The 18805-nt window shown below is 63.7% G+C and carries 15 protein-coding genes; 9 read left to right on the top strand and 6 right to left on the bottom strand.

Features of this window, described 5'->3' with window-relative positions:
- Positions 1-233 precede the first annotated feature (233 nt).
- Positions 234-1829, top strand: a complete 1596-nt coding sequence (locus tag C2U40_RS08590; protein WP_026080109.1) for a methyl-accepting chemotaxis protein — start codon at positions 234-236, stop codon at positions 1827-1829.
- Between the two features lie 106 nt (positions 1830-1935).
- Here the strand turns inward: C2U40_RS08590 and aroG are convergent, their stop codons facing one another.
- From aroG to C2U40_RS08565, 5 genes are all read right to left on the bottom strand, one after another.
- Positions 1936-2991, bottom strand: a complete 1056-nt coding sequence (gene aroG / locus C2U40_RS08585) for a 3-deoxy-7-phosphoheptulonate synthase AroG (protein ID WP_011705850.1) — start codon at positions 2989-2991, stop codon at positions 1936-1938.
- 213 nt (positions 2992-3204) lie between these two features.
- Positions 3205-4488, bottom strand: a complete 1284-nt coding sequence (gene aroA / locus C2U40_RS08580; RefSeq protein ID WP_039213554.1) for a 3-phosphoshikimate 1-carboxyvinyltransferase — start codon at positions 4486-4488, stop codon at positions 3205-3207.
- A gap of 171 nt (positions 4489-4659) precedes the next feature.
- The gene (gene serC, locus C2U40_RS08575; RefSeq protein ID WP_103827594.1) at positions 4660-5748 is read right to left on the bottom strand and encodes a 3-phosphoserine/phosphohydroxythreonine transaminase; all 1089 of its coding nucleotides are present in this window, start codon (positions 5746-5748) and stop codon (positions 4660-4662) included.
- A gap of 211 nt (positions 5749-5959) precedes the next feature.
- Positions 5960-6886, bottom strand: coding sequence for an electron transfer flavoprotein subunit alpha/FixB family protein (locus C2U40_RS08570; RefSeq protein WP_017408213.1), 927 nt, complete (start codon positions 6884-6886; stop codon positions 5960-5962).
- Between the two features lie 100 nt (positions 6887-6986).
- Positions 6987-7736 (bottom strand): electron transfer flavoprotein subunit beta/FixA family protein, encoded by a 750-nt coding sequence (locus tag C2U40_RS08565; RefSeq protein ID WP_181014778.1) that lies wholly within the window; start codon positions 7734-7736, stop codon positions 6987-6989.
- A gap of 124 nt (positions 7737-7860) precedes the next feature.
- On the opposite strand from C2U40_RS08565, the gene C2U40_RS08560 reads away from it, so the two are divergent.
- From C2U40_RS08560 to C2U40_RS08550, 3 genes are all read left to right on the top strand, one after another.
- Entirely contained in the window at positions 7861-9504 is a 1644-nt protein-coding gene (locus C2U40_RS08560) for an electron transfer flavoprotein-ubiquinone oxidoreductase (protein WP_103827592.1), read from the top strand.
- A gap of 421 nt (positions 9505-9925) precedes the next feature.
- A complete protein-coding gene (gene corA / locus C2U40_RS08555) occupies positions 9926-10873 on the top strand; it encodes a magnesium/cobalt transporter CorA (protein WP_011705843.1) in 948 nt (315 codons plus the stop codon).
- Positions 10874-11015: 142 nt separating this feature from the next.
- Complete coding sequence (locus C2U40_RS08550) at positions 11016-11486, top strand: DUF2919 domain-containing protein (RefSeq protein WP_181014777.1); 471 nt, start codon at positions 11016-11018, stop codon at positions 11484-11486.
- Between the two features lie 13 nt (positions 11487-11499).
- On the opposite strand, the gene C2U40_RS08545 is transcribed toward C2U40_RS08550, so the two are convergent.
- Positions 11500-12252, bottom strand: coding sequence for a hypothetical protein (locus C2U40_RS08545; protein ID WP_103827590.1), 753 nt, complete (start codon positions 12250-12252; stop codon positions 11500-11502).
- A 250-nt stretch (positions 12253-12502) separates the two neighbouring features.
- Here C2U40_RS08545 and C2U40_RS08540 point away from each other — a divergent pair, with 250 nt between their 5' ends.
- From C2U40_RS08540 to C2U40_RS08520, 5 genes are all read left to right on the top strand, one after another.
- On the top strand, positions 12503-13732 hold the full coding sequence (locus C2U40_RS08540) for a siderophore amonabactin export MFS transporter (RefSeq protein WP_158656435.1): 1230 nt from the start codon (positions 12503-12505) through the stop codon (positions 13730-13732).
- 57 nt (positions 13733-13789) lie between these two features.
- Positions 13790-15763 carry a siderophore amonabactin TonB-dependent receptor gene (locus tag C2U40_RS08535; RefSeq protein WP_103827588.1) on the top strand — a complete coding sequence of 658 codons (1974 nt, stop codon included), beginning with the start codon at positions 13790-13792 and terminating at the stop codon, positions 15761-15763.
- Positions 15764-15830: 67 nt separating this feature from the next.
- Positions 15831-16847: an amonabactin ABC transporter permease subunit 2 gene (locus tag C2U40_RS08530; RefSeq protein WP_011705838.1), complete on the top strand. Its 1017-nt coding sequence runs from the start codon at positions 15831-15833 to the stop codon at positions 16845-16847.
- A gap of 13 nt (positions 16848-16860) precedes the next feature.
- Positions 16861-17928 carry an amonabactin ABC transporter permease subunit 1 gene (locus C2U40_RS08525; protein WP_158656434.1) on the top strand — a complete coding sequence of 356 codons (1068 nt, stop codon included), beginning with the start codon at positions 16861-16863 and terminating at the stop codon, positions 17926-17928.
- Between the two features lie 43 nt (positions 17929-17971).
- A complete protein-coding gene (locus C2U40_RS08520; RefSeq protein WP_045526902.1) occupies positions 17972-18775 on the top strand; it encodes an amonabactin ABC transporter ATP-binding protein in 804 nt (267 codons plus the stop codon).
- Positions 18776-18805: the final 30 nt, after the last annotated feature.

The following is an 18805-nucleotide window of genomic DNA, read 5'->3' as shown; positions in this document are numbered from 1 at the left end:
CAAATGATAACCACTATCAATAAATGCCAAGTTTGTGCTGGATCAACTCAACGACGAACAGCCCTCGTTTGCTACGCACCATTAACCTCCAACACGGATCCAGTTAACAGATAATTTACTCAAGATGAGGTAGGGTGTGCCGATAGAGAACCATCTCCCCCGTTCTGATGAGCGAGCGCGGGGAGAGTCATCAACCATTGACGATCGCTCACCTGCGCATGGACCTGCCAACGATGCAAAATCTGTCTCTGAACTGGAAAATCTTTCTCCCCCTCGCCTTGGTCATCGGCTGCACCTTCGCCCTCAGCTTCGAGCTCTCCGCCTGGCTGCAACGGGATCTCGCCATCCGGCTGGCGGGGGAAAAGGTGGAGAGCGCCGCCAACACCTACATGGATCAGCTCAACGTGCTGATGATGACAGGGGCCATCGCCAACCGCCAGATCGTGCAGACCAAGCTCAAGAGCGAGGCCGGCATCGTCGAGGCCCGTCTGATCCGCGCCCCGGCGGTGACCAGCCTGTTCGGCCCCGGCCACCCGGATCAGCAGATTGAAGACAAGCTGGACGAGCGCGCCATCAACCAGGGGGAGACCATTCTCGAGCAGCAGGGCAACCAGCTCACCCTGATCAAGCCCTTCAAGGCTTACAAGGAGTACCGCGGTACCCAGTGCACCACCTGCCACCAGGTGGCAGAAGGCACCGTCATGGGGGCGGTGCGCATCAGTTACGATCTCAGCCACACCTTTGGCGAGATCCATCGCAACAACCTGATCCTGAGCGGCAGCCTGGTGGCGGTGTTCGGGCTGGGCTTCGGCCTGCTGGGCTGGGTGCTGCAGCGCTACATCAAGCGGCCGGTACGCCATCTGCAGCTGGCCATGACCCGCATGGCCAAGGAGCGGGATCTCTCCCTCCCCCTGATCAATCCCAACCGGGATGAGCTGGGCGAGATGACCCGCGCCGTCAGCGACATGGTGCAGGGGTTTCGCCACAGCCTGCAGGAGGTGGAGAGTGCCACCCACCAGCTCTATCAGGAGTCCAACCAGATCCGCCAGGTGGCGACCCAGACCGAAGGCTCGGCCCGCCAGCAGGAGAGCATGACGGTACAGGTGGCCGCCGCCGTGAGCGAGCTGGCCGCCAGCTCCCACGAGGTGCGCGAACACGCCCGCAAGAGCGCCGAGCTCTCCGCCCTCACCAACCAGGATGCGGCCAACACCAGTCGCCTGGCCCAGCACTCCATCAACGACATGGGCGAGATGTCGGCGGAGATCGAGCGGGTCGACAGGGTGATCCAGCAGCTCGACAACCGCTGTCTGGCGGTCGACGGGGTGCTGGAGGTGATCAAGGGGATCGCGGATCAGACCAACCTGCTGGCCCTCAACGCCGCCATCGAGGCGGCCCGGGCCGGCGAGCAGGGCCGTGGCTTTGCGGTGGTGGCCGACGAGGTACGGGCCCTCTCCAACCGCAGCCGCGCCGCCAGCGAGGAGATCTCCCAGATGATCGCCGCCCTGCAGAACGAGGCCCAGAGCGCGGTGTCGGTGATCGGGGATGCCAAGGCCAAGGCGGACGAGAGCATCCACAAGACCGAGGCGACCCTGGCCGCCATGCAGAACATCATCGGCCGCATCAGCAGCATCAACGATCTCAACGCCCAGATGGCGCAGTCCGCCGAGGAGCAGGACAGGGTCTGCAGCGAGGTGGACGGCTCGGTGAGCGACATTCGCAACACCTCCAACGACACCCTGGGCCAGGCTCACGCCGCCAACCTCGCCAGCGTCCAGCTGGTCGAGCAGTGCCGCAAGCTCGAGCAGTTGCTCAAGACCTACCGCTGGTGATCATGCCTGCCGTCCGCTCTGGCCAATAAAAAAGCGCGACCCAGGGTCGCGCTTTTGTTGTGTGTGTCGTAGCTCAGGTGCGCCACGCGGCGCAGCCAGGCCGGGATCAGCCTGCGTTGCGGGTGGCCACCGCATCGGCCAGATTGCGCAGCAGGATTTCGGTGTCGGCCCAGCCGATGCAAGCATCTGTGATGCTCTGACCGACGGTGAGCTCGCACCCTTCCACCAGATCCTGGCGCCCCTCCACCAGATGGCTCTCCACCATGACGCCGAACACAGCCCGGCTGCCGGCACGCAGCTGACCGGCCACGTCCTCGGCCACCAGCATCTGGTTCTTGAACTGCTTGCTGCTGTTGGCGTGGCTGAAGTCGATCATCACCTTCTGCGGCAGACCGGCCTTGTCCAGCCCCTTCACCACCTCGTCCACGTGGGCAGCGCTGTAGTTCGGCTCACGGCCGCCGCGCAGGATGATGTGGCAGTCCGGGTTGCCCCGGGTCGCGACGATGGCGGAGTGGCCGTACTTGGTCACCGACAGGAAGTGGTGCGGTGCACTGGCGGCCCCGATGGCATCGATGGCCACCTTGATGGTGCCGTCGGTGCCGTTCTTGAAGCCCACCGGGCAGGAGAGACCGGAGGCCAGCTCGCGGTGCACCTGGGATTCGGTGGTACGGGCACCGATGGCGCCCCAGCTCATCAGATCCGCCACGTATTGCGGAGTGATCATGTCGAGGAATTCGGAGGCGGTCGGCAGCCCCATGTCGTTGAGATCCAGCAGCAGCTTGCGACCGATGCGCAGGCCGTCGTTGATCTGGCAGCTGTTGTCGAGGTAAGGGTCGTTGATCAGCCCCTTCCAGCCCACCGTGGTACGCGGCTTCTCGAAGTAGACCCGCATCACGATTTCCAGCTGGCCCTTGAGTTCGTCACGCAGCACCTTGAGGCGCTTGCCGTACTCCAGCGCGGCGGCGGGGTCGTGAATGGAACAGGGGCCGATCACCACCAGCAGGCGCTGATCTTCACCGGCCAGGATCTGATGGATGGCCTGACGGGATTCAAAGACGGTACTGGATGCGGTCTCGGTGGCCGGAAACTTCTCAAGCACCGCAACCGGGGGCAATAACTCTTTGATTTCACTGATACGAACGTCGTCGGTTTGATGCTGCATGACAAGGCTTCCTGCTAGATGACTGCGATAAAGAAACTTCAATCTAGCCCGCACGGGCAGCGGTGTAAATAGAAAATTACATTATCTTGGAAGGAATTTTCTTATCCTGCCTTGCAAGTTTTAATAATGCTGCTAAGCGAGGATGAAGAGAGGGGGGGAGCAGAGCGGGACAGCCCAAAGAAACAGGCCCGCAGCGAGGCGGGCCTGGGTTCATCACGCGCGCTGACTGATGCTGGCCAGCTTGTCGAAGTAGTCCGGGAAGGTCTTGGAGGTACAACCCGGATCATTGATGGTGACGGCGGTATCGGACAGCGCCACCAGCGAGAAACACATGGCGATACGGTGGTCGTTGTAGGTATCGATGGCCGCATGCTTGAGCTGCGCTGGCGGGGTGACGGTGATGAAGTCACGCCCCTCCTCCACCTCGACGCCCAGCTTGCGCAGCTCGGTCGCCATGGCGTGCAGGCGGTCGGTCTCCTTCACCCGCCAGTTGTAGATGTTGCGAATGGAGGTGGGCCCCTCGGCGAACAGCGCTGCCACGGCGATGGTCATGGCCGCATCGGGGATGTGGTTCATGTCCATGTCAATGCCGTGCAGCGGCGCCTGCTCGGCCTCGATGAAGTCATCGCCCCAGGTGATGCGGGCGCCCATCTTCTCCAGCACGTCGGCGAAGTGGATATCGCCCTGAATGCTGTGCTTGCCGATGCCGGTGACCCGCACCTTGCCCTTGATGGCGCCCGCTGCGAGGAAGTAGGAGGCGCTGGAGGCATCCCCTTCCACCAGGAAGTCACCCGGGCTGACGTAGCTCTGGTTGCCCTTGATGTAGAACAGCTTGTAGTTGTCGTGCTCGATGACCACCCCGAACTGCTTCATGATGTGCAGGGTGATGTCGATGTAGGGCTTGGAGACCAGCTCCCCCTTGATATGGATGCGGGTGTCGCCCGCCGCCATCGGTGCCGCCATCAAAAACGCCGTCAGGAACTGGCTGGAGACGGAACCGTCGACGTGCACATCGCCGCCCCACAACCCCTTGGCATCCACCACCAGCGGCGGATAACCATCTTTCTTCAGGTACTGGATATGGGCGCCCGCTTCGCGCAGGGCATCCACCAGATGGCCGATGGGGCGCTCTTCCATGCGCGGTTCCCCGCCCAGGGTGTATTCACCGGAACCCAGACACAACGCGGCGCACAGCGGTCGCATGGCGGTGCCGGCGTTGCCGAGGAACAGATTGACCGGCGCCGATACCGCGAAACTGCGACCCAGACCGTGCACGGTGCACTCGGTCTTGTCGGCGGAGAGCTTGTACTTGACCCCGAGCTGGGTCAGCGCCGCCAGCATGTGACGAATGTCATCGCTGTCGAGCAGGTTGGTGAGCCGGGTGGTGCCACGGGCCAGGGCTGCCAGCAGCAGCGCCCGGTTGGACACGCTCTTGGATCCGGGCAGATTGACCTCACCGGCCACACGAGAAATGGGTTCCAAACGCAACGAATTCATAGACTTCCTGTACGATCTCAAAAAAATGACCTGACCGGACGTTAGCAGCCCGCGCCCTGCTCGGCAAGACTGCGGGTGGCACAAAAGCAGACCGCGAGGGCGGCCGGTCCGGCATCACGGAAAAAACAGACGCCGGGGAGTCCCCGGCGTCGGCAATCGGGGAAAAACGCCTCAGCCGTGGCGCTTGGCAAAGCCGTCCATAAAGCTGACCAGCGCCTTCACCCCTTCCAGCGGCATGGCGTTGTAGAGGCTGGCGCGCATGCCGCCGACGATGCGGTGGCCCTTGAGTGCCAGCAGGCCTGCGGCTTCCGATTCGGCCAGGAACAGCTTGTCCAGTTCGGCATTTTTCAGCTGGAACGGGATGTTCATCCGCGAACGGCAGCTGGCATCCACCTGGTTGCCATAGAAGCTCGACTGATCGAGATAGCCGTAGAGGAAATCGGCCTTCTCCTTGTTGCGCGCTTCCATCGCCTCGAGGCCACCCTGTTCTTTCAGCCACTCGAACACCAGCCCGGCCAGATACCAGGCATAGGTGGGCGGGGTGTTGAACATGGAGTCGTTCTTGGCGGTGAGCTGGTAGTCGAAGATCGACGGCACATCGGCACGAGCCTGGCTCAGCAGATCGTCGCGCACGATGGCGATGGCCAGCCCCGAGGGGCCGATGTTTTTCTGGGCGCCGGCATAGATGATGCCGAAGCGGCTCACGTCGATGGGACGGGAGAGGATGGTGGAGGAGAGATCCGCCACCAGCGGCACATAACCGGTTGCCGGGATGTCGAACATCTCGATGCCGTCGATGGTTTCATTCGGGCAGTAGTGTACATAGGCCGCATCGGCGCGAAACGCCGGGGTCGGCAGCAGGTGGGAGATGCCCTCGGCACTCTTGGCCACCCCGTCAAAGGTCTGGATGTCGCCGTACTTGCGCGCCTCGTCCACGGCACTCGCAGCCCAGACACCGGTCAGCAGATAGTCAGCCTTCTTGTTGACGCCGCCGAGCAGGTTCATGGGCACGGCAGAGAACTGGCCACGGCCACCGCCGTGCATGAACAGCACCTTGTAGTTGTCCGGCACCGCCAGCAACTCGCGCAGATCGGCTTCGGCCTTGGCGGCGACCGCCATGTAGGGCTTGCCGCGGTGGGAAAGCTCCATGACCGAGGCTCCCAGCCCCTGGAAATTACAAAATTCGCGCTGGGCGCGCTCCATGACTTCGACCGGCAACATGGCGGGGCCGGCGCAGAAGTTGTAAATCTGTTTGCTCATGACGCTTTCCGTGAGTGGATGAGTGTGATCGGTGACTTGTCTGGTTTTACACAAGTGCAGCCCCCGGATCAAAGGCTTTTTGGGAGCTGGCTCAACCTTTTGTCGACCCGCCGACAGAAAAAAGCCCTGAACGGGTCAGGGCTTGCAGAGAACATGCGTGGAAACAGGCGTCTGCCGGTGCTCAATGCCCCCGGCCCCCTTTTTCATCAGGTTACAGCTTGGCGGTGAGCTCCGGCAGCAAGGTGAAGAGATCCCCCACCAGCCCGTAGTCGGCCACTTGGAAGATGGGGGCCTCGCTGTCCTTGTTGATGGCGACGATCACCTTGGACTCCTTCATCCCCGCCAGATGCTGGATGGCACCGGAAATACCGACCGCGATGTAGAGCTCGGGAGCCACCACCTTGCCGGTCTGGCCCACCTGCAGATCGTTGGCGACAAAGCCCGCATCCACCGCGGCCCGCGATGCCCCCACCGCGCCGCCCAGCTTGTCGGCCAGCGCCTCTATCAGGGCGAACTGCGCCTTGGAGCCGAGCGCCCGTCCACCGGAAACCACCACCCGTGCCGCCGCGAGCTCGGGTCTGGCGGAGCGCACGGCGCGCCGTTCGATGAGGCGGGTACGGCAGGCCACCTCGCTCACCGGCAACCGCTCTACCTGAGCCTGGCCACCGCTCGCCGCCTTGGCGAAGGCGGTGGGCCGGATGGTCAGCACCTTGATGGGGGCGCTGCTGGCCACCCGGGCCACGGCGTTGCCCGCGTAGATGGGGCGCAGGAAGGTATCACCACTCTCGATGCCGGTCACTTCGGAGAGCATCTCCACCCCGAGCCTGGCCGCCACCCGTGGCAGCAGATCCTTGCCCTGGGTGCTGGCGGCCATCAGGCAGTGCTGATAATCCCGCGCGATATGGGCCAAGAGCGGATCGACCCCGTCGCTCAGCCCCTCCGCCAGCATGGGATGCTCGGCCAGCAGCACCCGGCTCACTCCCTGCAGGGCGGCGGCCTGCTCGCCCGCCTCGGTCAGCCCCTGCCCCAGCAACAGCAGATGCACCTCGCCGCCCAGCTGGCTCCCGGCGGTGACCAGACGGGCCACGTTGTCGGCCAACTGGCCCTGATGATGTTCGGCAATGATCAATACGCTCATGACTGCCCCTTGCTATCGTCCGTTGATGTCCCTGCCTGTGCGCCCATCACGCCCTCGAGCTTGCCGCCGACGGGCGGGGTTCTGTTGATTGCTGACAGCATCAGAGTACCTTCGCTTCGTGCTTGAGTTTTTCCAGCAGCTCGTCCACCGAGCCAACCATGATGCCGGCGCTGCGGGCCGCGGGGGCCATCACCCCGAGCAGCCGGGTCTGAGCGGCCGGCTCGACGCCGAGGTCAGCAAAGGGCGCGCTCTCGAGCGGCTTGCGCTTGGCCTTCATGATGTTGGGGAGCGAGGCAAAACGCGGCTCGTTGAGGCGCAGATCCACGGTCACCACCGCCGGCAGCGGCATGCCAAGGGTCTCGAGGCCGCCGTCGATCTCGCGGGTCACCTGCAATTCCCCCTCCACCAGCTTGATGGCGGAGGCGAAGGTGGCAAGTGGCCAGTCATTGAGGGCGGCGAACATCTGGCCCACCTGGTTGTTGTCGGAATCGATGGACTGCTTGCCGAGCAGCACCAGATCGGGCTGCTCCAGCTCGCACACCTGTTGCAGGGCGCGAGCCACGGTGAGCGGGGTCAGGGTCTCGCCAGTCATGTAATGACGCGCCCGGTCCGCCCCCAGCGCCAGGGCGTGACGCAGTTGTTCAGCCGCTGCCTCGGGGCCGAAGGTCACCACCACCAGCTCGCTCGCCACGCCGGCTTCGCGCAGCCTGACCCCCTCCTCCACCGCAATTTCACAAAACGGGTTGATCCCCATCTTGACGTTGGCCAGCTCCACGTCTGAGCCATCGCTCTTGACCCGGACCTTGACGTTGTAATCCAGCACCCGCTTGACCGCGACCAGCAGCTTCATGACGCGCATCCCTCGCTTCTGTTGAGTGAATCCATGAAAACCCTCACATTTTTTTGCTTACATTTACTTTACGTTTACGTAAACTACCAGCACTACCCTAGGCCAAGTCGAGCACAGAGGCAAGATGGAACGCGAAGCAATGGAATTTGATGTCGTCATCGTCGGTGGCGGCCCGGCGGGACTCAGTGCCGCCATCGCCCTCAAACAACACAATGCCGAGCTGTCGGTCTGCCTGCTGGAGAAGGGGGCGGAGATCGGCGCCCATCTGCTCTCCGGCGCCCTGCTGGATCCCGTCGCCCTCAAGGAGCTGCTGCCAGAGAGCTGGCAACAGGCCCCGCTCGGGGTCGAGGTCAACGACGATCAGGTGCACCTGCTGCAAAGCGACAGCCGCACCCTGCAACTGCCCAACTGGGCGGTGCCGCCGCGCATGCACAACGAGGGCTGCCGCATCATCAGCCTCGGCAACCTCTGTCGCTGGCTCGGTCAGCAGGCCGAACAGTTGGGAGTCGAAATATACCCGGGTTTTACCGCAAGCGAACTCATCATGGAAGCGGGACGGGTCAAGGGTGTGATCACCGGCGATCTCGGGCTGGATCGAGCGGGCAATCCGAAAGCGGATCACGTGCCCGGCATGGCGCTGCTCGGTCGCTACACCCTGTTTGCCGAAGGGGCGCGCGGCCATCTCGGCAAGCAGCTGATCGCCGACTTTCAGCTGGAAAACGCCGCCCAGCCGCAGCACTACGCCATCGGCTTCAAGGAGCTGTGGCAGCTCCCTCCCGGCCAGGGCAAACCGGGCCGGGTGCTGCACGGCAGCGGCTGGCCGCTCTCTGAGGGGAAGGAAGACAAGAGCCAGGGCGGCTTCTATCTCTACCATCTGGAGCAGGATCAGGTGGCGGTCGGTCTCATCGTCGATCTCAACTACCGCAACCCCTGGCTCAGCCCGTTTGACGAGTTTCAACGCCTCAAGCACCACCCGCTCATCGCCGCGGCTTTGCAGGGGGGCGAGCGCATCAGCTACGGCGCCCGCGCCATCGCCAAGGGGGGCTGGCACTCCCTGCCCCGCATGCACTTTCCCGGCGGCCTGCTCATCGGTTGCGATGCCGGCACCCTCGACTTCTCCCGCATCAAGGGGATCCACACCGCCATGAAGTCCGGCATGCTGGCGGCCAAGACAGTCGCCATGAGTCTGCGCGGCGGCGATGAAGGGGGCCGGGATCTGGCCGAATACGGCGATGCGCTGCAACAGAGCTGGCTGGCCCATGAGCTGAAAACGGCGCGCAACTTCGGCGCCGCCCTGCACCGCTGGGGCCCCTGGCTCGGTGGCGCCTTCAACTGGCTGGAGCAGCGGCTGTTTGCTCGTACCTCGCCCTTCACCCTGCTGGACAAGGAGCCAGACTACCGCCAGCTGCGCATGGCCAGCCGCTGCCAGCCCATCGACTACCTCAAGCCAGACGGCAAGCTCAGCTTCGACAAGCTCTCGTCTGTCTACCTCGCCAACACCAGCCACGACGAGGATCAGCCCTGCCACCTCAAGCTGCGGGATGAGACTATCCCGGTGGCGGTCAACCTGCCCACCTGGGCCGAACCCGCCCAGCGCTACTGCCCGGCCGGGGTGTTCGAGATCCTGGGTTCAGAGAGCCTGCCCCGCCTGCAGATCAACGCGGCCAACTGCATCCACTGCAAGACCTGCGACATCAAGGATCCGAGCCAGAACATCGTCTGGACACCGCCGCAGGGCGGCTGTGGCCCCAACTATCCCAACATGTAACAGGCTTGCCCATGCAGACCTGTGCAGACCTGTGCAGACAACAAAAATGCTCAGCCCCAACACATCAAATAGAGGCGGTTTCCGGCGCGCGGCCAGGGCTGTCGCAGGGCGCTCGGCAGCCCGCCATCCCGGCCGGTGAGCCCGACTCCTCCCGCGTGCCAGGGGGAATAAAGGAGGCGACGCCGGGATCACCCGTTTCGAGGTCGGCGTGGCTGCTCCGACCTCGCTGTTTTTTTGAGCGAACAGGCTGAACCTCCGATGAATAGACCCTGACAAGCGCGGCCCGCCCCTGTATAGTTCGCCGCATTCAGGTTTTCCATCGGCCCGTTCAGCTTGTCCACGGGATCGCTTTCTATGCGATCTAGGCCGCATGACCTGTGCAACCATCCCTGATTACCCATGACTTCTTAAGGGGGGACAGATGATCACCGCCTACATTCTCAATAACAAGGTACTGGACATAGTCACGCTCGGGCCTGACGACATAGTGCCTGACAACACCGTCTGGCTTGATGCCTACAAGCCGGACACGGCGGAACGAGAATGGTTGACGGGCCTGTTTCTGGAAGAGGTTCCCGACAAGGAGGAGCTCGATGACATCGAAGCATCCGCCCGTTTCTACTGGGATACCGACGGTCTGCACATTCACTCCCTGTTTCCCCAGCGGATCGGCCGTGACACCAAGGGTGTCCACGTCTCCTTTACCCTGCGCAACAACCTGCTGATCAGCATCCGCGAGGATGACATCGGTCTGGTACGCCTGCTGCGCCACTACATGCGCCAGGATCGGCTGGAGGTGGAGGACGCCCTCGACATCCTGCTGGAGGTGCAGAACCTGAAAGTCGAATACCTCTCCGATCTCATCGAAGATGGTTACAAGACCCTGGAAAACACCGCCGATCAGATCTTCGAGCCGGATCAGATCAATCCCATGCTCAAGGAGTTGATGGCCCAGGAAGAGGCCAACGGCCAGATCCGTCTCTCCCTGCACGATACCCGTCGCGCCCTGCGCTTCTTGAAACGCAGCCTGCGTCAGCGGATGAGCAACGAGCAGAACAAGTGGATCGACGAGATGCTGCACGACGTGGAGTCCCTGCTGCCCCACACCCAGTTCCTGTTCGACAAGATCAACTTCCAGCTGGAGGCCTCCATGGGGGTCACCAATCTGGAGCAGAACAAGGTGATCAAGATCTTCTCGGTAGCCGCGGTCATCTTCCTGCCGCCGACGCTGATCGCCAGTATCTACGGCATGAACTTCGGCCGCATGCCGGAGCTCGCCTGGGAGTACGGCTATCCGCTCTCTCTGGTGCTAATGGTGATGTCATCGCTCGGCACAGGCCTCTTCTTCAAGCGAAAAGGCTGGCTGTGACGCCGGCGACCCGGCACGAAAAGAGATAAGCGGATTGGGGGGCATGGCCCCCCGATTAATTCCCGCCCCTCGCCCGCCTTGCAAAGGGCGCCCCTTCGCCCCATATCCCCTTCATCCTTTGCACAGACGACCCCGGGCAACCATGACCCTCTACCCCGAACACAGATATGACGATCACGGCCAGCTGCGTCCCCCGCTCTGGTTCTGGCCCATCGCACTCTTGCTGACCCGCTCGGTCTGGCTGTTTCTGATGGCCGGCGTCACCCGCGAGAGCGGCAGCGCCATCCTGACCCTCTTCTACCCGGACCGGCTCGCCCTCTACATCAGCCTGCTGACCGACGTGCCCGCCATAATGGCGCTGCTCGCCTGCGGCGGCACCTATCAGCAGACCCGCAGCCTCCGGGCCTGGCTCAGGCGCCACAGCCCATTGCTGCTGCTCTGCTCTGCCGTCAGCGGCCTGCTGATGCAACTGCACAGTCTCAATCTGCAGAAGTGGTCGTTCAGCTGGCCCACCGCGCTGGTGCTGGTCGCTACCCTCTGGTCACTCTGGTACCTGCTGCGCAGCCGCCAGCTGCGTGAATACGCAGCCGATCAACCCCACGCCGGCAACTGATCAGCCAGGCACCTCACTGGCACGTGACCCGGATCTGCAGGGTCTGGCGATCGCTCTGACTGCCACGTCCCCCCTGCAACTGGGTGCCCAGACTGCTGCCCTGCTGCGCCGCGCTGGTAGAGAGCTCCCCCACCGTCAGCCACTGACCGGGGGCACCGCTCACCTCGGTGGCACTCTGCCCCCGGTTGATGGTGCCCTGCTCCAGCCTGGCCTGCTCGCTGCTGAGCGCTATCTGTACCCTGTCGCCGATCAGGGTGGCGGTGGCATAGAGGCCGTTCACCAACGGCATCATCCCCACCACTGCCCCTCCATTCCACTGATAGAAGGTGACCGGTTGATAGGTACCCATCTGCAATAACACCGGCCGACCCGACAGGCCACGTACCTGCCAGCTGTCGCTCTGGCTGCGTTGATACTGCTGGGCATTGCCCTCCAGCAACCACTGCCGTTTGGCGGCATCCCGGCCCAGCCCCACCCCGGCCTGCTGACTGCTGGAAGCGCCATCCACCCGCCACTCGATGAGCAGGCTCTGGGGCGGCTGATTGAATTTGGCCAGCGCCGCTTCTGCCTCCTGCAGCTGGGCGGCGCTGCCGCTCAGCACCAGCTGGTTGCCCATGGCGCTCACCCCCAGCTCCGGATAGAGATCCTTGAGGGTCTGCACAGCCGCCTGGGTCTCGAATACCGGGATCACCTTCACCTCGGCCCGCAGCGGCAGACACCAGAGCCCCCACAGCAGCCAGAATCCAAACCCGCGCCATCTTCTCATTTTGTCCTCCCCTCCCACTCGGCGGCCAACGAGATCATGTCCTGCATATCACCTCGTCATCATGGGCCATCCGCCCCGCTTTTCAATGATTTTGCCCGTGAGCAATGCGCGTCGTGAAGGTCAGGCCCTTCATTTTTCTATGAAAAGAGCAGAGACAGATCAAATAACACAAATAAAAATAATTACCATTTGTTGTCACAAAAAAATCGCTCGGATACAATTCGGTCTCATTTTTTTGAGCTTGCCGTCGATGAAGCCAGTGACCACCACCCCCGCCGCCATCCACCTGGCCCTGCTTGTCAACATGCTCTCCATGGGCAGCATGATGATGGTGATGCCGCTCGGGCCGGATCTGGTCATCAGCCTCGGCATGCAGCCGGAACAGACCGGCTACTTCAGCGGCGGTGCCACCCTGGGCGCCGCCCTGATGGGGCTCATCGCCGCACCCTGGCTCGATCGGGTCAACCGCAAACCGGCCCTGCTGGTGCTGCTCACCTTGCGTTTTCTGCTGCTGATGGCCTGCGCCCTGGTGCAAAACAGCCAGCAGCTGCTGGTGCTGTTCGTCCTGTCGGGCTGTGTGGCCGGACCCCTCGCCGCCATCTTGATGGCCGCCGTGCTGGATCTGGTACCGCCTGCCGAGCGGGGCCGTCGTCTCGCCTACGTGGGCATGGCGTTCTCGCTGGCCGCCATCCTGGTGGTGCCCATCGCTCTGGTGCTGGCCCAGTGGTTTGGCTGGCAGAGCCCCTTCCTGCTGTTTGGCGTCTGCGGCCTGCTGCTGGCCCTGCTCTGCGCCACCCTGCTGCCTTCGCTGCCGGTCAGCCGCGCCCCTCACGGCAGCGGCCTGCGCCAGTTGCTGGCCTCCCCGCTCTGCCAGGGCGCCCTGTTCATCCTCTGTTTGCAGATGTTCGGTCACTTCCTGCTGATCCCGCACTTTGCCAACTACTTCCAGTTCAACTTGGCGTTCCCGCGCGAGCAGATCGCCGCCCTCTATCTGTGCGGCGGCCTCGCCAGCATGGCCACCATGCGGCTGTGCGGCAGCTGGATTGATCAGGGCCGGGCCCAGGCCGCCATCCTGATCACCAGCCTGCTGCTGGCGCTGATCACCATGCTCGGTTTCGCCATGCCGGTCGGCGTGCCCGTCTACCTGCTGTTCACCCTGTTCATGGCGCTGAGCTCGGCCCGCTCCAGCACCACCCTCGCCATCACGGCCTCCATCCCGGCCCCCCATCAGCGCGCCGCCTTCATGTCTTTTCAGGGCACGGTCACCAATGTGGCGGCCGGGCTAGGAAGCCTGCTCTCCGCCAGGTTGCTGGTGTCGGATCAGAGCGGCGTCCTGCACGGATTTGCCCATCTGGCCTGGATCAATATCGGCTGCGGCCTGCTGGCCTGCGGCGGTGTCTGGCTCCTGCTCAAGGGGCTGGCACAGACAAGGAATAACAATAACCCCGAGTCTGGCACCGCCAGACAAGGAAGTCAGTGAGCCACCGGCCCCAGAGCCGGACCCCATAACCTCTGTTTTATTCATGGAGTTTTGACTATGCAGTTGCAGCCTGGCGTATTTCGCTTGAACCCGATTTTGCTCTCCCTCGGCCTGTTTGCCTTGCCGGGCCTGGCCCAGGCCGAAGCGGTCAAGGCCAACGAGACCATGGTGGTTACCGCCACCCAGACCCAGCACACCGAACTCTCCGCCCCGGCCAGCGTCTCTGTGGTGACCCGCGCTGATCTGGACAAGATGAACGCCAACAACGTCGGCGAAGCGCTCAAGCACGTGCCCGGCGTCAACATCATCGGCACCAACCCCACCGGCCGCAGCGAGATCAAGATCCGCGGCATGGGCGGCGACTACACCCTGCTGCTGATCAACGGCAAGCGGGTCAACGCTCGCGAGACCCTGGGCAGCTCGTTTGGCAATGACTTCGACTTGAGCTCCATCCCCATGGCCGCCATCGAGCGCATCGAGGTGATCCGCGGTCCCGTCTCCTCCCTCTATGGCGCCGACGCCCTCGGCGGCGTGGTCAACGTGATCCTGCGCCAGGCCAAGGAGCAGACCGAGGCGGCCTTCGGCTACATCCACACCATGCCTACCAAGGGTGATGGTGGCGATGCCAACCGTGGCAACGCCTTCGTCTCCGGCGCCCTGATCGACAACAAGCTGCTCGGCAGCCTGGTGGTGGAAGGCTATCAGCGCGACCGCTGGCACAGCGATCAGTCCAACAACAAGGACGCCGATGCGTTGGAGAAACGGGAAGTGGTCAACATGCTCTCCAGCCTGAAGTGGCTGGTCAGTGACAACCAGGATATCGATTTCGATCTGGGCTACAACCAGAACGACATGGACAGCTATTTCAACAACGTGCCGCGTGCCCCCACCGCCCCGGCCACCCCGCACAACGTGCAAAAACTCGATCGCCTGAGCCTGGGGCTGACCCACAACGGTCGTTGGGAGCACTTCGACAGCCGCGCCCGCTACTACTTCGAACAGACCGATCTGATGGATGACTCCCAGCTCAATGGCGGCGCGGCCGATGTTACCCAGACCAACCACACGGTCGACGGCCAGCTGAGCGGCTACCTCGGGGATCACCTGCTGACCTCAGGCGCGGAATTCCGCAAGACCGAGCTGGAGCACAGCCGCAGCATCACCAGCGGCAGCGTGGATGCGAGCCAGAGCGCCCTCTACCTGCAGGACGAGTTCAGCCTGGGAGATCTGGCGCTGACCCTCTCCGGTCGTCTGGATCACCACGAGACCTATGGCAACGAGTTCAGCCCGCGCGCCTATGCGCTCTACAAGCTGAGCGACGAGTGGGTGATCAAGGGTGGCGCCGGCAAGGCGTTCAAGGCCCCGACCCTGGCCCAGTCCAGCGAAGGCTTCGCCACCACCGCCTGCCGCGGCGCCTGCAAGGTGATCGGCAACCCGGATCTGAAACCGGAAACCGCCGTCAGCTACGAGCTGGGCACCGCCTATGAAGCCGATCGCTTTGGCGCCGGCCTCACCGGTTTCCACAACGACATCGAGGATCTGATCCAGAGCGATCAGTGGGGCCCGGGCTACCGTCCAACCGTCATGACCTACCTCAACGTCAAGAAGGCGCGGGTCAAGGGGCTGGAGCTGACCGGCTGGGTCGATGTGATGGACGACGTCAAGCTGACCGGCAACTGGACCATGCTGGACTCCGAAGACAAGAGCACTGGCGACGATCTGGCCAAGACCCCGGATCACACCGGCAACCTGAGCCTGGATTGGCAAGCCACCGAGATCGTCAGCACCAACCTGGCCTGGCAGTACGTGGGCAGCCAGTTCATCAAGGTGCCGATGCACAACTCCCAGGCGCTCAAGTCCGACAGCTACCAGACCCTGGACGTCAACACCAAGTGGAAGGTGACCCCGGAGCTCGACTTCAAGCTGGGCATCACCAACCTCACCAACACCAAGCGTGACCAGGTCGCCACCGACGCCGACTTCATTCTGGAAGGTCGTACCGTCTACGCCGGCGTGGATTACAAGCTGTAAACCCCGCAGGGAGCCCATCAGGGCTCCCTTTTCTGCTGTTATTGCCTCGACATTAAGGAGTAGCCGGGTGCACAGACACCAAACACACCTGTTCTGGCTGGGAGTGGTTCTCCTGTTCCTGCTCATTTGTCTCTCACTGGCCACCGGCGCCGGTGTCTATGGTGGCCGCGAGGTCGCCGGATTTCTGCTGGGCGATCCCGCCCTCATGGCCGATGAAAAGCTCGCCATGATCGTTCATACCCTGCGTCTGCCCCGCACCCTGTGTGCCCTGGTGGTGGGCGTCTGTCTTGCGCTGGCGGCCTCCATGCTGCAAAGCGCCACCCGCAATCCGCTGGCCGAACCCGGCCTGCTCGGAGTCAACGCCGGCGCCGTGTTCGCCCTGGTGATCGGCCTCACCTATTTTGGCGTCGAATCCGCCTACGGTTACCTGCTCTGGTCCGGCATGGGGGCCCTGCTCGGCAACCTCATCGTGCTCGGCCTCGGCCTGATGGTGGGGCGCTCCAACCCCCTCAAGCTCATCCTGGTGGGGGTTGCCCTCTCCGCCACCTTCGGCGGCCTCTCCAACTTCCTGCTGCTCTCCAACCAGGTGGTGCTGGAACAGTTCCGTTTCTGGAATCTGGGGTCGCTGGCCGCCTCGGATCTCGATGCGGTGCTCACCGTGATGCCCTTTGCCCTGCTCGGCCTGCTGCTGACCCTGGCGCTCTGTCGTCAGCTCACCCTGATGCAGATGGGGGACAACCAGGCGCTGGCGCTCGGCATCCGGCCGACCCGGGTGCGCATCGGTGTGCTCCTGGCCGCCACCCTGTTTACCGCCTGCGCCATCGCCATCGCCGGTCCCATCGGCTTCGTCGGTTTTCTCGCCGCCTACTGCGCCCGTCTGGTTGAGCCGGTGCGCCTCGCCATCCAGGTGCGCTTCTCCGCCCTGTTCGGGGTACTGTTCCTGCTCGGCGCCGACATCCTGGCACGCTGGCTGATCCAGCCGTTCGAGCTGCCCAACGGGGTGATCCTGGCGCTGATCGGTGCCCCCGTGCTCATCCTGGTGGTGCGCAGCGGCGGCTTCCGCTCCCTGCTGGCCGTCAAATAAGGTTGCCTGCCTCATGAACAATCCAATCCATCCCACCCTCAACACGGCGCTTCCCACCGGCACCGTCTGCCTGCGCGTTGGCAGCCGCACCCTGTTGCTGCACCGCCGCGCCTGGCTCATCACGCTGGGGCTCTTGGTCGCCCTGGTGCTGCTCTCTTTGCTGGCGCTGACCCTGGGCTCCGGCAAGCTCACCATGCTGGGGGTGATCCAGACCCTGCTTGGCGAGGGCAACCGGCTGAGCGAGGTGACCGTCTTCAAGATCCGGCTGCCGCGCATCGTCGCCGTGCTGGTGGCGGGCGCGGCCATGGGCCTCTCCGGCTGCCTGGTGCAGACCCTCATTCGCAACCGCCTCGCCACCCCGGACATGATCGGGGTCAACGAGGGGGCCTCCTTGGCCATCATCGCCTTCTCCCTCTACCTGACCCTCGGCAGCTGGCCCTGGTGGGCCGCCCCGCTTGGCGCCCTGTTTGCCGCCGCCGTGCTCTACGCCCTGTGCAACAAGCCGGGGGAGCAGGGCTATCTGTTCGTGGTGATCGGCATCGGCGTCTCCGAGCTGATGAACGCCATCGGCCAGTTCGTGATGTCCACCCAGTCGCTGGTGCACCTCACCAGCCTCTACCTGTGGAACATGGGCAACTTCGTCGGCCAGGGTTACAGCACTGTGCTGCCGGTGGGGATCCTGATCCTGCTGGTCTGCCCCTGGATCATTTATCTCTCCCGGGCTCTGGGCGTGCTGCGCCTCGGCCCCGTCACCGCCCAGAGTCTGGGGGTGAACGTCAACCGGGTGCAGCTCGGCGTGCTGGCCCAGGCCATCGTCGTGGCGGCGCTCGGCACCGCCATCGGCGGCCCCGTGGTGTTCATCGCCATGGCGGCCCCGGTGCTCGCCTCCTGGCTCAGCCGGGATCGCATCGTGCCGCTGTGGATTGCCGCCCTGTGCGGCGCCCTGCTGCTGCTGGCCAGCGACACCCTGGTGCGGGTGCTGGCCAGCCCCCACGAAGTGGCCACCGGCATCATGACCCGTATTCTCGGCGGCCTGCTGCTGCTGTTCATCCTGCTCAAAGACCGCCAGAAGGCCGACTGACGATGCCATTCATCCATTTTCAAGACAGACCGAGGGCCGCCTGATGACGCTCACCATCAATCACCTGCAATTTGGCTATCAGCACAAGCCCGTCTTCAAGGACATCTCCTTCACCATTCCCCAGGGCAAGCTGGTAGGGATCGTCGGCCCCAACGGCGGCGGCAAGTCCACCCTGCTCAAACTCCTGGCAGGCCAGGAGCAGCAGCAAGCCGGCGAGATCCTGCTCAAGGGCAAGCCGCTGGCCAGCTACGGCAAGAAAGCGCTGGCCCGCGAGCTCGCCTACCTGCCCCAGCGTCCGCTGGTGCCCGCCGGCATCCAGGTCGAGCAGCTGGTGCAGTACGGCCGCCATCCCCATCAGGGCTGGTTCAATCAGTGGAGCGAGGAGGATGCGCGCATGGTGCGCTGGGCCTGCGAGCGGATGCAGCTGGGCGACATTCTGCAGCAGAGCGCCAGCTCTCTCTCCGGCGGCCAGGCCCAGCGGGTGTGGCTCGCCATGGTGCTGGCCCAGGATGCGGACATCATCCTGCTGGATGAACCCACCAGCGCCCTCGACATTGGTCACCAGACCGAGGTGATGGAGGCCATCCACCAGATCACCGCCGAGGGCAAGACGGTGCTCATCGTCATCCACGATCTCGCCACCGCCGCCCGCTACTGCGACGAGCTGATCGCGCTGGGGGATGGCGGCATCCAGGCCATGGGGCCGGCCCGCGAGGTGGTGACCAAGTCCCTCATCGACCGCCTCTACCAGACCGACGTGGACATACTGCATGCCCCCGGTGACGGCGCCCCCATCATAGTGCCGCGCCGCAGACCGCACGCCTTTGCCATGCGCCAGCCGGCCTGAGCCACATCAAAAAACCGCCGAGAGGCGGTT

The sequence above is a fragment of the Aeromonas sp. ASNIH4 genome (assembly GCF_002934425.1).
Classification (GTDB): domain Bacteria; phylum Pseudomonadota; class Gammaproteobacteria; order Enterobacterales; family Aeromonadaceae; genus Aeromonas; species Aeromonas hydrophila.
This window is presented reverse-complemented; position numbering and strand designations above follow the sequence as displayed.

Bases quoted from the DNA above. Each gene is read 5' to 3' on its own strand.
- C2U40_RS08545 (WP_103827590.1), bottom strand. From the start codon at position 12,252: ATGAGAAGATGGCGCGGGTTTGGATTCTGGCTGCTGTGGGGGCTCTGG.
- C2U40_RS08560 (WP_103827592.1), top strand. From the start codon at position 7,861: ATGGAACGCGAAGCAATGGAATTTGATGTCGTCATCGTCGGTGGCGGC.
- C2U40_RS08570 (WP_017408213.1), bottom strand. From the start codon at position 6,886: ATGAGCGTATTGATCATTGCCGAACATCATCAGGGCCAGTTGGCCGAC.
- C2U40_RS08590 (WP_026080109.1), top strand. From the start codon at position 234: ATGCAAAATCTGTCTCTGAACTGGAAAATCTTTCTCCCCCTCGCCTTG.
- C2U40_RS08520 (WP_045526902.1), top strand. From the start codon at position 17,972: ATGACGCTCACCATCAATCACCTGCAATTTGGCTATCAGCACAAGCCC.
- serC (WP_103827594.1), bottom strand. From the start codon at position 5,748: ATGAGCAAACAGATTTACAACTTCTGCGCCGGCCCCGCCATGTTGCCG.
- C2U40_RS08535 (WP_103827588.1), top strand. From the start codon at position 13,790: ATGCAGTTGCAGCCTGGCGTATTTCGCTTGAACCCGATTTTGCTCTCC.
- C2U40_RS08540 (WP_158656435.1), top strand. From the start codon at position 12,503: ATGAAGCCAGTGACCACCACCCCCGCCGCCATCCACCTGGCCCTGCTT.
- C2U40_RS08525 (WP_158656434.1), top strand. From the start codon at position 16,861: ATGAACAATCCAATCCATCCCACCCTCAACACGGCGCTTCCCACCGGC.
- C2U40_RS08565 (WP_181014778.1), bottom strand. From the start codon at position 7,736: ATGAAGCTGCTGGTCGCGGTCAAGCGGGTGCTGGATTACAACGTCAAG.
- corA (WP_011705843.1), top strand. From the start codon at position 9,926: ATGATCACCGCCTACATTCTCAATAACAAGGTACTGGACATAGTCACG.
- aroG (WP_011705850.1), bottom strand. From the start codon at position 2,991: ATGCAGCATCAAACCGACGACGTTCGTATCAGTGAAATCAAAGAGTTA.
- C2U40_RS08550 (WP_181014777.1), top strand. From the start codon at position 11,016: ATGACCCTCTACCCCGAACACAGATATGACGATCACGGCCAGCTGCGT.
- aroA (WP_039213554.1), bottom strand. From the start codon at position 4,488: ATGAATTCGTTGCGTTTGGAACCCATTTCTCGTGTGGCCGGTGAGGTC.